The 13,933-nt window shown below is 43.1% G+C and carries 4 protein-coding genes; all 4 read left to right on the forward strand.

What is annotated here, in order from left to right:
* The first annotated feature begins 8 nt into the window (after nucleotides 1-8).
* The 4 genes from ACE1CM_RS18390 (at nucleotide 9) to ACE1CM_RS18405 (ending at nucleotide 13,921) form a co-directional block, all read left to right on the forward strand.
* Complete coding sequence (locus ACE1CM_RS18390) at nucleotides 9-2,030, forward strand: pentapeptide repeat-containing protein (RefSeq protein ID WP_374879104.1); 2,022 nt, start codon at nucleotides 9-11, stop codon at nucleotides 2,028-2,030.
* Between the two features lie 405 nt (nucleotides 2,031-2,435).
* Complete coding sequence (locus ACE1CM_RS18395) at nucleotides 2,436-8,456, forward strand: AAA family ATPase (RefSeq protein ID WP_374879106.1); 6,021 nt, start codon at nucleotides 2,436-2,438, stop codon at nucleotides 8,454-8,456.
* A gap of 708 nt (nucleotides 8,457-9,164) precedes the next feature.
* Nucleotides 9,165-11,165, forward strand: coding sequence for a CBS domain-containing protein (locus ACE1CM_RS18400; RefSeq protein WP_374879108.1), 2,001 nt, complete (start codon nucleotides 9,165-9,167; stop codon nucleotides 11,163-11,165).
* 233 nt (nucleotides 11,166-11,398) lie between these two features.
* On the forward strand, nucleotides 11,399-13,921 hold the full coding sequence (locus tag ACE1CM_RS18405; protein ID WP_374879110.1) for a CBS domain-containing protein: 2,523 nt from the start codon (nucleotides 11,399-11,401) through the stop codon (nucleotides 13,919-13,921).
* Nucleotides 13,922-13,933: the final 12 nt, after the last annotated feature.

Consider the following 13,933-nt stretch of genomic DNA (forward strand, 5'->3'; position numbering starts at 1 on the left):
ATCTGCAGTTGGCTCAAGAAAAAATTTATAGCTTTTTCTTGGAAATTGTTCATAGCTGGGAACCAGAAACGGTTTTATTAGAATTTAAACATTTATTTTTGGCTCCGGTTAAAGCAGTTTCTTCCTCAGTGCTTCATGGGCTTTACGAAATCATTTTTTTTGAGGAAGAGCAAGAATTTAGAAACACGATAAAAAGAACTTGTTATATTTTAATCAATAACTGGTGGGCGGCGAGACAGTACCATACCATCCAAAAGTTAATTCGCCTATTTCCAGAAACCAAACCCACCGAAATTATTGCATCTCTACCCCTCACCCATCTCAATAGCTGGATTCAAAATTTTATTAACAGTAAAGATTACGAAGAACTGAAATTATTTGCTTCGGCGTTTGAAAATCGTCAAAAAGGCTATTGGAGCCATCGCTATACTTCTTATTTATTGGCGGCGCAATATGTCGATCTAAAAAATCCCATCGAACAGCGGGAAGCTGCTAAGGAATTATCCAAGCATCTGAAAGAAAAGTTTAAGCACGCTCTGGCGATGTACACGGCTCACTCTCAGTCTGCTACTGTCAAGGATAGCGAACTCAAAAACCCGACGCGATTGGGAGATGAAGCGTTGCGTCTGATCAAAAAAATTGTCGCCAAACGCGGGTTGTTCAGCTATTCTAACTTGGCAAATATTTTCACCAATCAAAATCAGCAGGTCAGTTATCAGATGTTTAAACAAAACCTGCAAAAATATATTTTATATTCGCTTTATATAAACAACAAAGGATTTATCAAAACTTTGAAATCTGAGTTAGCTAAAAAACTAGAACATCTCTATAAAGATCGGGAAGAAGACACTGTCACCAACGAACTAACCCTGAGAACTTGTAACCAGGTGATTGAATGCTTAACCACAGAAAATCAGCAGGAACCTTCGTTGTTGTTTGTTTTACTCATATCTCAAAACGAGACGCTGACTTTAGCGATTATTCTGCTCAAAATTGTGCTTTTTTGCCAAAATGTTCGCGTCAATTTAGAAGCGCGGATTGCTAATTTAATTCAATATTATGAAAAGTTGCCCGAAGAAGACTGCTGGGGCGTCATTCATTTTTTGGAAGTGTTAAATCTGGTTTTTACAGTTTATACCGAAGATGTTGAATACAATTTAGTCAATATAAAAAATAATTCCAACAGCGAGTCAGCGAGTCAGGATTTGGATGGTTATCGAGTGTTTTCGCAACTTAAATGCGATTTAAACCTCAAGGGTGCTAACCTCAGCGGCACAGACTTACACGGTGCTGACTTGAGCGGTGTTAACCTCAGCGGTGCTAACCTCAGCGGTGCTAACCTGACCCATGCCGATTTAAGCAATGCCAAGCTCAGTAGTGCGGATCTAAGCAAAGCGACGCTCAACAGTGCAGAATTGATCGCAGCAGATTTAAACCATGCTAATCTCAGCGGTGCGAGTCTGCGCGGAGCCGATCTGCGCCGGACTAACCTGAACGATGCTAACTTGAGCAATACAAACTTAATTGTGGTGAAATTGCGTATGGCTGACTTACGCCGTGCGAACCTTAAGGGTGCTAATCTGGGTGCGGCTAACTTGAACGGTGCTAACTTAAGCGAGGCTTATCTGAATTTAACTCACCTCCGCCATGCCGACTTGAGCGGTGCAGACTTGAGCGGAGCGAACTTGAGCAATGCCGACTTGAGCAATGCCGACTTAAGCGGAGCGAACTTGAGCAATGCCGACTTGAGCAATGCAAACCTGCGCCATGCTACCTTGATGAACGCTAACTTCCGCAATGCTAACTTGAACGGTGCGGACATGGGGCGCGTTGACTTGACCAATGCGGATTTGAGCGAAACCGACCTCAGCCGCGTCAGAGTGGAATATGCGCGATTTCATCGCAATTTAGGACTTTCTGAGCAAACAAAGCAGAGCTTGAAGCAGCGCAGAGCTGTGATTGAGGATGATTTGCCCAGAAGCGAGTCATCTTGGGAAGATGGGTTAAGCATAAGCGACTTGGAGATCTAAGTCCTGACCAAATTTGATGTTGAATTGCTAGAAATGAATAATATCATGTCCGCGAGAGATCGGTAGTGTATGGATGGCTAATTGCTAATTGCTAATTGCTCGCTTGTCAATTGCCTCCAAGAGCAGCCATTAGCGATTAGCTATTAGCAGTTACACAACCGTTGCTATTGGACATGATATAACTGGTCAGTTGGACATAAATGGGATTTTTGCTCATCAGGACTTAGGCAAAAAAACAAAGGGCGATCCCAAAAATCGTGGGTTTCGACTCGCGAGATTGACGCATCACCTTTGTTTTTGGCCCCGCGTGCTAGAGTCCTGGTCATGTACAATGCCAAAAACCCCATTACCGATGATGTACAACAAGACTAATTGGTTAAATATTTTTCTATAGTTAAACCTATTATGATTGAAATTCCCGGCTATCAGGTTCTCTGCCAAATTTACGAAAGTGCCAACTCGCAAGTTTATCGCGGCATCCGCGAGACAGACAATCGTGCGGTAATTGTCAAGATACTTAAGCAAGATTATCCCACAGTAGCGGAACTGACTCGCTATAAGCAGGAATATGAAATCCTCCGCCAGATGAAGTCGGACGGCGTTATCAAGGCTTATAGCTTAGAAAGCTATCAGAGAACGTTAGCGATTATTTTAGAGGATTTCGGCGGCTCCTCCTTAAAAACCTTGATGCGGGATCGCAAGTTTACCCTGTCTGAATTGCTCAACATTGCCATTAAAATCGTCGAGAGTTTAGAGCAGATCCACGCGGCTAATATTATTCACAAAGATATTAACCCGTCGAATATCGTTTATCATCCCACAACCGAAGAACTGAAAATCATCGACTTTGGCATTGCGACAGTTTTAACCTACTCTCAAACTACCCTCAAAAATCCTACGGTTTTAGAAGGCACTCTCGCTTATATATCGCCAGAGCAAACAGGGAGAATGAACCGTTCTGTGGATTATCGCACTGATTTTTACTCGCTTGGGGTCACTTTTTATGAAATGTTTGGCGGCGCTTTGCCGTTTGAGACTTTAGATCCAATCGAGTTGGTACACTGTCACATTGCTAGACAGCCTTTACCCCTCGATAAAATTAATCCAGAAATTCCTCCACCTCTTGCGGGTATCATCATGAAATTATTAGCGAAGAATGCCGAAGATCGATATCAAAGTGCCTGGGGAATTAAAGCCGATTTAGTGCTGGCGTTGATGCAGTTAGAATCGATTGGCACGATCGAATGCATCTTTCCCGGCCAACATGACATTTCTGATAAGTTTCAAATCAGCCAAAAACTTTACGGCAGAGAGGGAGAACTGCAAACGTTAATGGCAGCATTTGAAAGAGTATCAACGTCTCTACAATCCAAAAGTTCCCAGACAAAATCTCAAATAGAGATGATTTTAGTCACGGGTGCTGCTGGCGTTGGTAAGTCAGCACTGGTGCAAGAAATTTGTAAATCTGTTACCCAAGGTTGCGGTTATTTTATTAGTGGTAAATTTGACCAATTGCAGCGGAATATTCCTTACACTGCTATCATCAGCGCTTTTCAGGAATTGGTGCGACAACTGCTAACTGAAAGTGCAGCTTCACTTCAGCAATGGCGCGAAAAATTTTTAGCAGTTTTGGGCAACAGCGGTCAAGTAATAATTAATGTCATTCCCGAAATAGAATTGATTATTGGCAAGCAGCCACCCTTGCCGGAATTAGAATCAATCGAGTCCCAAAATCGGTTTTATTTAATTTTTCAAAATTTTATCCGTTTGTTTGAGTCACACAACCATTTTTTAGTTATATTTCTAGATGATTTGCAATGGGCAGACCCCGCTTCCCTCAAATTAATTCGACTGATAATGACAGGTGAAGTCGGCAGTTCATCAGCCTTTGCCCCCCCTCAACATCTATTGTTGATTGGGGCATATCGGGATAACGAAGTTAAATCGAATCATCGTTTGATGACGACGATAGAGGCGATCCAGAAACAAGGAGTAACTGTTAGCCAAATTAGTTTAGCACCCTTAGAAATAGATGCGCTCGCTCAACTGATTGCCGACACGTTACGCAGCGATGTTAACTCGGTAAAACCTTTAGCAGAATTGGTGAGGCAAAAAACCGGGGGCAATACTTTTTTTGTGAAGGAATTTTTGCCTACTCTATATGCAAATAAATTGATATTTTTTGATTTCGATTGTTTAAGCTGGCAATGGGATCTAGAGGGGATTGAAGCGATGGCTAGTACGGACAATGTGGTAGAATTAACCATCGACAAATTGAAGCAACTTCCCCCATCAACTCAGGGGGTTTTACAGTTAGCAGCTTGTGTGGGTGCTAATTTCGATTTAGACACTCTTTGTATTATATGCGAACAATCGCCAAGGATAGTTTTTGAGGATTTAAAAGTAGCGATTCAGGCAGGGTTAATTCTGCCTAGGTCCGAGTTAAACGCTGACCTATTAATTCTGGAATATGCATTTTCCCACGACCGGGTGCAACAAGCAGCTTACGATTTGATCGGTTACGAGGAAAGACAAGCAGTTAACTTAAAAATTGGTCGCCTGTTGTTGCAAAAGACTCAGCCAGAACAGTTAGTTGAGGAGATATTTAAGATTGTCGATTATTTAAATAGTGGATTTTTATATATGTTAAATGAAAATGCTGAAGCCGCTTGTAGAAAAGAGTTGGATGAACTCGCCCAACTAAATTTAATTGCCGGAAAAAGAGCCAAGTCAGCGACGGCTTATAGGGCAGCGATCGCTTATCTAACCTTAGCGCGATCTTTAGCAGAAAATGCTTGGGAAACCCAATACAATTTAACCTTAAATATTCATCTAGAAGCCGCAGAAGCAGCCTACCTCAGCGGGGATTTTCAGCAGATGGAATCATTAGGGGAAACCGTGCTGCAACAAGCTAAAACCCTGCTCGACAAAGTCAAGGTTTATGAAATTAAAATCCAAGCCTATAAGGCGCAAAACCAACTCCTTGAAGCCATCAAAATTGGACTGCAAGTGTCTGAACAGTTAGGGGTAAGCTTGCCAAAGTCGCCCACACCTAAAGATCTGCAAAAATTCCTGGCGCAAACTGCTGCCCTAATTCCTAAAACTGGTATAAATGACTTAATGAACTTGCCCGAAATGACGGATATTTCTGTGCGGGCAGCTTTGGGTATTCTATCAAAAATCAATCCGGTTACCTATATCACCTCTCAACCCTTATTTTTGCTAGTTGTCCTAGCACAGGTCAATTTATCTATTCAACGTGGCAATGCCCCTGAATCAGCCATTGCTTATGCCAGTTACGGGCAAATTTTAAACGGCATTTTTCAAGAAATTGAATCGGCTTCTCAGTTGGGCGATTTAGCTTTAAATTTAGCCTCAAATTTCAATAATAAAACGATTAAGACTAAAACATTATTCATCGTCGCTACTTTCATTTTATATTTAAAAAAACATATCAGAGAAGCCGCATCGTTATTATTGGAAGCTTACTGTCTCGGAATCGAAACCGGGAATTTCGATTTTGCCAGCTACAGTGCCAAAGAAAAATGTCAGTATGGCTATTGGATGGGGCAGCCCTTGACAGAATTAGAAGCAGAAATGGCAACTTATAGCCAGGTTCTAGATAATTTCAAGCAAGGCATTCCTTTGCAGAGCCTGCAAATCTTTCATCAAGCCGTTCTTAACTTGCTTGGAAAAGCTGAAAATCCTTGTCGGTTATTGGGGGAAGCTTTCAATGAAGACGCATCCCTACCGCTGCTGATTCAATCTAATTACCGCACCGCAATTTACAACTTTTATTTAAATAAACTCATCCTCTGCTATCTGTTTGACGAACAGGAGCAAGCATTAGAAAATGCCGAACTAGCTCAACCATATTTAGACGGAGTTACGGGCAATATGGTCGTAGCCGCGTTTTATTTCTACGATTCTCTGGCGAGACTAGCGGTGTATGCCGATGGAGATAAATCCCAGCCAGATACCCTGCTTAAACAAGTGGCAGAAAACCAGACAAAGATGCAAAAATGGGCGCAGCACGCCCCAATGAATTTTTTGCATAAATTTTATCTGGTTGAAGCGGAACGGCATCGAGTTTTAAAGCAAAATGTTGAGGCGATGGAAAATTACGATCGCGCGATTTCCCTCGCTAAACAAAACGATTACATTAATGAAGAAGCACTTAGCAATGAGCTGGCAGCTAAATTCTATCAAGCTTGGGGCAAAGATAAAATTGCCTCGGTTTACATGAACGATGCGCGCTACTGCTATACCCTCTGGGGATGTCAAGCCAAAGTTGAGGAATTGTCAGAACGCTATCCCGAATTGCTCCCGCGCATCAGGGTGGAAAATCCCAGGAGCGCTACTATTGTTTCAACCAGCAGTAATTCGAGCGAAATCTTGGATTTAGGCGCTGTGATGAAAGCTTCTCACGCCATAGCTAGTGAAATTGTCCTCGATAGCTTGTTAGCCAAAATGATCAAGATCGTTATGGAAAATGCCGGAGCGGAAAGGGGCTTTATTTTAAGGGAACAAGCGGGGGAATGGGTGGTTGAAATTGCCGGACAGTTGGCGCACAAGGAAGTCATCGTCAGACGCTCTATTCCCGTATGCGCTCACGGGTCAGATTCAGAAGCTGGCGAGTGTACTTACCTGCCCAACTCGATTATTAACTATGTAGCGCGGACTAAAGAAGATGTTGTTTTAAACGATGCGGTTGAGGAAATTGCCTTTACTCAAGATAGCTACATTATTGCCAATCAACCTAAATCAATTCTGTGTACGACGATCCAAAATCAAGGTCAACTCATCGGCATTCTTTACCTAGAAAATAATCTCACGACAGGGGCATTTACCCGCGAGCGCTTATCGGTTATCCAATTATTATGCTCTCAAGCGGCGATTTCCCTGGAAAATGCCCGACTCTACGAGGAGTTAGAAAACTATTCCCAAACCCTGGAGGCGAAAGTCGAAGAGAGAACTGAGGAATTGCAACAAGAAATTATTGAACGCAAATTGCTGGAACAAAAGCTGCAAGCCTCTGAAAGTAAAATGCGAGCCGTGTTTGAAGCCATGACCGATATTGTACTGATCCTAGATGCCCAAGGAAATGTAGAAGTTGTGCCGACGAATACGAGTTCTTTGTATCCACCCGACATTGACATTATCAGTCATACAATCGAACCATTTTTTCTCGATGAAAATACGGAGAATTGGTGGCAGCCAGTCCGACGGGTTTTAGAGACACAGCAGACGATTAATTTGAATTACTACCTAGGGATTAACGAGCGCCAAGTTTGGTTTACAGCTTGTATTTCGCCGGTTTCAAACGATTTGGCGATCTGGGTTGCCCACGATATCAGCGATGTCTACCAAGAGCTTCACCTACGCCAGCAAGCAGAGACAGCTTTGCTTAACAAAAATGACGAGTTAGTCAAGACGCTGCAAGAATTAAAACTCACTCAACAAGAACTGATTCAATCAGAAAAAATGGCAGCGTTGGGACAACTCGTTGCCGGAGTTGCCCATGAAATTAATACCCCCTTGGGGGCGATTCGCTCATCAGTGGAGAATATTGCTAATTTCTTGGGTCAAAATTTTTTGGAGTTACCGCAATTTTTCCAATCTTTATCTCCAGAACGGCAGCAGGATTTATTGCTATTACTGCAACATTCCAATCCTCAAACTACCCAGTTATCTACTAAAGAAAAACGCCTTGCCAAACGGGCGTTAAATCGGCAACTGGAATCTTTCGCTATTGCCGATCCAGAGACGGTTGCGGATACTTTGGTTGACCTGGGCATTTATGACAATATTGAACCTTTTTTGCCCTTGCTGCAAAACCCAGAAAGTGGCAAAATTTTAAACAAAGCTTATCAATTGGGGAGTTTACAAAAAAGCACCAATACTATCAAAACAGCCACAGACCGAGCGGCAAAAGTCGTGTTTGCATTGAAAAGCTATACCCATTGGGACGCTTCTGGAGAAAAGGTGCTAGCTAAACTCACTGATGGAATTGAAACGATATTAACGCTTTATTACAACCAATTAAAACAGGGTGTGGAAGTCATCAGAAATTACGAAAACGATTTGCCGGAAATCTTATGCTATGCCGATGAACTGAATCAAGTTTGGACGAATTTAATCCACAATAGTTTACAAGCTATGGGCAACAAGGGAATTTTAACCATTAATGCCAACCAGCAAGATAATTGGATGCGGGTTAGCATTACCGATAGCGGTAAGGGAATTCCTCCAGAAATTATGTCGCGGATATTCGAGCCATTTTTTACCACGAAACCCCCAGGAGAAGGCAGCGGTTTGGGATTGGATATTGTGCGGAAAATTGTTGATAAACATCAAGGGAAAATTGAGGTGGAGTCAGTGCCTGGTAAAACGACTTTTACCGTATCGATTCCCATTTCTGGTTGATGCACTGAGATCTTGCACCTTTCCACCGACCCGCCAGGGAATAAATGATGCTGTTGGTAAAGTCGAAAAACCTAACCCCCCAACCCCCTTCCCTGCGAGGGAAGGGGGAGCTTTTGGGCCCCTAAGAGAAGCGGGGAGGGGTTGGGGAGGGGTCAGATCGCCCAGTGACTTTACCAACAGCATCATAAATTCCCTAGCTGATAGCCTTGCGTCCATTTTAATGGACTGATATCAAATCCAGTGGCATCTTTGCTGAACAATTTTTAAGTTTTCTTGAGATGACTTTCCCTATCAGCTTTGGAATTTATATCATGTCCCCTCGGCTAAGGCATCGCACCTTAGGGGCGGGTTTATAAAGACAATTCGCTTAAAATCAAAGTAGGGGCGGGTTTAACGAAATATCTCGTGGTTCCACTAAATGGTTGGTAAAACCCGCCCCTACTACCGAACTTAATATAAGTCCTCTTGAGAGGACTTTCGCTAAAAGCCCTTGGAATTTATTCCCTGGCGGGTGATGCAACAGATGCAAGATCTGAGTTGAGAAACTTTAGAAACCCCAGATACCCGACTTCTTTAAGAAGTCGGGTATCTAGAAACCCCAGATACCCGACTTCTTAAAGAAGTCGGATATCTAGCGGTTTCTATACCAATTTGCCTGCAATCTTGTTATGTTAGCTAACAAAGTAGATGCGTCGCAGTTGATACGCCATGTCGTCCAGTCTTTCCGAAGGTCAAGCTTTACTCTTGCAAGCACTTGACAGAAATCCTTTAACTATCGCACCAGATACTTTGGTTGTGGAAGCGATCGCACAAATCAACGCCACTCGCTCTAGTTATACCCCGATCGTCTGGCAGCAAAAATTACTAAGTATTTTCACCGAACGCGATATCGTCCGCCTGATTGCCAACGAGACGCCTCTGGAGGGGATAACCATTTCTCAGGTGATGACGCAGAATTTGATTCCCATCTCCCTTGCAGAAGCTGGCAATATCTTCTCTGTACTCGCTTTGCTGCGATCTGCCAAAATTCGTCACCTACCCGTTACGGATGAGGGGGGTAACTTACTCGGTGTTGTCACGGCGGAAAGTTTAAGGGGAATTCTCCAACCCTCGGATTTGCTGAAAATGCGGCAAGTTGCTGATGTCATGGTTACTAATGTACTGACTGCTTTGCCTAATGTTTCAGTTTTTCAAGTTGCCCAACTGATGGCAACCCATGGCAAAAGTTGCGTTGTAATTTGCGATCGAGAAACCCAAGAAACCCGGTTTCTCAAACCTGTGGGAATTATTACCGAACGGGATATCGTCAAATTCAAAATTCAAGGACTGGATCTCGTTCAAACTTCAGTTGCAACTGTTATGAGTTACCCGCTGCACCCAACGCAAATCAATTTCACCCTGTGGCAAGTTCATCAGTTGATGCAACAGTATGGGATTCGGCGTTTGGTAGTCGTAGATGAAGCAGGATATTTAGCAGGTATTGTTACCCAAAGCAGCTTGTTGCAACTTTTAGAACCCGCCCAAATGTATGCCAATGTTGAACTTTTAGAGCATATCATTGCCGAAAAAACGCAACAGTTGCAACAAATGAACGAGCAAATGCAGCAGGCAGAAGCTCACCTGGGAGAAGTGAATGAAAATTTGTCAGCGCAAGTGCAAGCGAGAACCCTGGAACTAACAACAGCTTACGAGGAATTGGCAGCAAAAAATCGCGAATTGCAACAAGCATTGGGCGAGTTAAAAGCAACTCAAACTGAACTGATTCACTCGGAAAAAATGGCAGCATTGGGACAACTGATTGCCGGAGTGACTCATGAAATTAATAATCCCCTGAGTGCGATTTCCTCATCAGCGAATAATCTGAATAATTATTTAACTGAACTTTTAGAACAGTTACCCTCTGTCTGGCAACAACTTTCTCCGGAACTTTGCTCGGATTTTTTGGCTTTGCTGCAACGGTCAATTTCCCAAAGGGCGATCTTATCTAGCAGAGAAAGACGCCAAATTAAAAAAGCTTTAATTCTCCAGTTGGAAGCTCCAGGAATCTCAAACGCTCAAATTCTCGCCTCTCCCATGATCGATTTGGGAATTTATGATAACATCACGCCGTTTTTAGGCTTATTAAAACAACCTAACAGCGCTGAAAATTTAAATATTGCTGATAAAATTTCCTACTTGTTCAAAAGTTCCCATACAATTAAAACGGCTACAGACAGCGCCGCTAAATTAGTCATTTCACTCAAACGCTATGCTCATTATGACCATGGGGATGAAAAAAAGTTGGCGAATATTACTGAGGGAATTGATCCAGTATTAATTATCTTTAATAACCAACTAAAACAAGGTGTAGAAGTTGTCAAGAATTATGACCTTTCGTTGCCGGAAATTCCCTGTTATGCTGATGAACTTCAAGTATGGACGAATCTGCTTCAGAATGCTTTGCAGGCAATGGAAAACAAAGGAACTTTAACGATTGACGTAACCCAGCAAGATGGCAGCATCTGCGTCAGCTTTACAGATACTGGAAAAGGGATTCAACCCGAAGTTTTACCAAGAATATTAGAGCCATTTTTTACCACCAAACCCGCCGGTATTGGCAGCGGATTGGGATTGGGAATCGTGCAAAAAATTATCGAAAAACATCAAGGGAAAATAGAAGTAATATCCCAGACAGGACAAACAAAAATTATCGTTTTCCTACCGATTTAATGCTAATTGCTAATGGCTAATTGTTTGGATTAGTAATATAATGTAAGTTGCTAGTTATATCCAAGGTGGCTGGGAATGGGTAATTTAAGATTTTAAATATATCTGAAATGTAGAATCACACTTCACCAATTACCAATTAATCAACTTGAGTGAGTTACTGGTAAAACCCGCCCCTACAGGCTCAAAAAAATGTTTTAAACTTTAAAATGTTTAAAAATGGTTGCTTTATATTTATGTCCCCTAACCTTTCCGATAACCAAACCTTAATCGAGCAAGCACTTGAGCGTCATCCTTTGATGATGCCGCCTACGACTCGATTAAGCGAGGCGATCGCAACTATGAACAGAACTGGCGCTAGCTATACTTTAATTACCCAACAAGAAAAATTACTCGGTATTCTTACCGAACGCGATGTCGTTCGACTGGCGATTAGTGATAAACCACTGGAGGAAATGACTGTATCGGAAGTGATGACGCAGAATTTGATTACTTGCCCGCGCGATCGCGCAGATAATATCTTTGACTTGCTGACACTGTTGCATTCAGCTCAAATTCGTCACCTGCCGATTACAGACGCTGATGGTAAATTGCTCGGCGTGCTGACGGGAGAAAGTTTACGCGCCGTCCTCAAACCCACCGACTTGCTGCAAATGGGGCGCGTTGCCGATATCATGACCAAAACCGTGACAACTGCAACGCCAGAAACTTCAGTCTTCGATGTTGCCCAATTAATGGCAAGGGAACGCAGAAGCTGCGTAGCGATCTGCACCCAAGAAACCCGGTTTCTTCGAGAAACCGGGTTTCTGAAGATACCCGTAGGCATTATCACCGAACGAGATATCGTTAAATTCGCCGCCCAAAATATCGACCTCGCCCAGACAAAGGCAGAAACCGTTATGACTTCCCCTTTGCTGCCAGTGGGAAGCGATGCCACTTTATGGGAAGCTGATCAAAAGATGCAACAGCACCGCATCCGGCGGTTGGTGGTGGTTGATGAGGCGGGATACTTAGCGGGGATTGTGACTCAAACCAACCTGTTGCAAGCATTAGACCCAGCCCAAATGTACGCTACCGTGGAACTGTTGCAGCAAACGATTGCGGAAAAAACCCGCACCTTGCAACAAATGAACGAACAAATGCAACAGGCAGAAGCACAACTGCGGCAGGTTAACGAGAATTTAGAAGCGCAAGTGCAAGCGAGAACAAAAGAACTGATGGAAACGAACGCACAACTAATGCAGGCGCTGCAAGAACGCACCGCTGCCGAAACCGAAGTGCGCCGCCTCAACGCTATCCTGGAACAACGAGTCGAACAACGCACCGCGCAACTGCAGGAGACGAACCAAAAATTAGTACAAGAAATAGGCGCGCGCCAACTCCTCAACGAAGACCTGGAAGCTTCTAAAAATAGAATGCGTGCCGTCTTTGCCGGGATGAACGATATTATCCTCGTCCTCGACAGGCAAAGAAATATCGAGGCGATGCCGACAAATACATCTTCCGCTTACCCATCCGAGTGGGATATCATTTCAGAGACGATGGCGCAACTGTTTCAACATCAGAATGGTTCAGTCTGGTGGCAGCAAGTTGAAAAGGTTTTAGAGACGCAACAAACGATTAACTTTGATTACAAATTATCCGTTGGAGAGGGCGAGATATGGTTTACTGCAAACATGTCGCCCCTGTCTAGCAATTGGGCCATTTGGGTAGCGCGGGATATTAGCAAACGCAAACAAACAGAGATCGCCCTAAGTCACAAAAATGAAGAATTAGCCCATACCCTGGAAAAGCTACAAATGGCGCAACAAGAACTAATCCAATCGGAAAAAATGGCAGTATTGGGACAATTAGTAGCTGGAGTCGCTCACGAAATTAATACCCCCCTGGGTGCGATTCGCTCCTCCGTGCAGAATATTGTTGATTTCTTGACTCACAATCTAGAAAAGTTACCCCAATTTTTCCAAAACCTTTCCCAAGAACGCGGCGAGGAATTTTTTGCCCTCTTGACGAAATCAAGCCAACAATCAACTTTATTGTCTTCCAAACAAAGGCGTCAACTTAAAAAAGCCTTGCGCCAGCAACTGGAAGACCGCGCCATTGAAAATCCCGACACCGTAGCCGATACTTTAGTTGACATGGGCATTTACGATCAAATTGAAGCTTTTTTGCCTTTAATTCAAGACAGAAATGTTTTAAGAACCGCCTATCAAATTTCCACCTTACAAACAAGCGCCCAAACCATCGTCACCGCCGCCGAACGGGCGGCTAAAGTAGTATTTGCCTTAAAAACCTACACCCATGACAACCCTGGGGGTGAAAAGGTGCTAGCCAATATTACTCAAGGCATTGAAACCGTTTTAATTTTGTATTCTAACCAAATCAAACAAAGCGTGGAAATTGTGAGGAACTACGAACAGAACTTACCTTATATTTTATGCTATGCTGATGAACTCAACCAAGTTTGGACAAACCTGATTCACAACGCTCTACAAGCCATGAACTATAAAGGGACTTTAAAAATAGACATTGGACAGCAAGACAATCAAATCCTAGTCAGCTTTACCGATAGCGGCATAGGCATTCCAGAGGAGATTATGCCAAAAATATTCGAGCCATTTTTCACCACCAAACCCGCTGGTGTTGGCAGCGGTTTGGGATTGGATATTGTGAAAAAAATAGTCGAAAAACATGGCGGGGAAATCAAAGTAGAAACCGTTCCCGGTCAAACAACCTTTACCGTATTTTTACCTTTGTAGTTGAGGAAAGTG

The sequence above is a fragment of the Microseira sp. BLCC-F43 genome (genome assembly GCF_041929235.1).
Taxonomy (GTDB): domain Bacteria; phylum Cyanobacteriota; class Cyanobacteriia; order Cyanobacteriales; family Aerosakkonemataceae; genus Microseira.